The organism is Halalkalibacter alkalisediminis, from assembly GCF_028610705.1.
GTDB lineage: Bacteria > Bacillota > Bacilli > Bacillales > Bacillaceae_D > Halalkalibacter > Halalkalibacter alkalisediminis.
Window position 1 is genome coordinate 1 of sequence record NZ_JAQQWT010000131.1, and the last position, 1,003, is coordinate 1,003.

At 37.5% G+C, this 1,003-nt stretch carries 1 protein-coding gene; it reads left to right on the forward strand.

Translation table 11 applies throughout. From position 1 onward, the window contains the following. Positions 1-239 precede the first annotated feature (239 nt). The coding region (locus tag PQ474_RS26200) for an IS110 family transposase (protein ID WP_273848517.1) at positions 240-1,003 on the forward strand (764 nt) is incomplete at its 3' end.

Genomic DNA, 1,003 nt, shown 5'->3' on the forward strand with positions numbered 1-1,003 from the left:
CCAGATAAGAAAATATTTCTGGTTGACCTTTTTTTATATGGTCTTATTATAACAGTAGCCAGGGTAGAACGTCCGCACCCGTGGGACTTAGATCCCGTCAATTAAACCGTTCACCCCCTACTGGTAGAAACATGTTTGAGGCTGGTTGGGACTAAGATCTCGTATAACAAGCGAAGCTATGATACTACTAGGAGGATTTAGGGGTTACTGGCAAGTTCAATTTAAGGAGGAGATTTAGAATGAATCCAGTCATTGGTCTGGATGTTTCAAAAGGGGAAAGTGAAGTTCAGGCATTTTTAGAAAAGGGAAAACCTTACCGTAAAAGCTTTAGTATCAAACATGATCTTGATGGGCTAGGATCATTACTTGAGTTTCTGGAAGATATAAAAGCTAAAACAGGTTCACAACCTGCGGTGGTTTTAGAAGCTACTGGACATTACCATGCACCAGTTGTTCAGTTTTTAGAGGAACGTCAGTATTTACTAATCATTGTTAATCCATTGATTTCTCATAGAGCCAAAAGCTCTAGTTTACGAAAAGTTAAAACCGATGCCATCGATGCCTATCGTCTTTGTGAGCTTTATTACAAAGAGGATTTAGAGCCATACAAGAAGCGTGGCATTCAACTCTTGAACCTTCGTAATCTTACAAGGCAACATGAGAATATTACGGGAATGTATGTGCAAACCAAACTACAATTTCAAGCAGTGCTTGATCAAATATTTCCTGAATACAATGGGGTTTTTGGTGACTTATATTCTGTTGTGTCCTTGCTTGTTTTAAAAGAATATCCTGCATCAGAAGATATTTCAGCTGTTACTGAGGATGCATTGACTAATAGAATTAAGGAATTATGTAAAAGTCGTTCAATAAAATGGGCAGAAGAAAAAGCTCAAGGACTAAAGCAAGCAGCAGCTCGGAATCCATTTCAAAAGACACTATATCAGAGTCATTTACTAAGTCTTAGTATGTATATTAATATGCTTCTTCAATACAAAAAGCA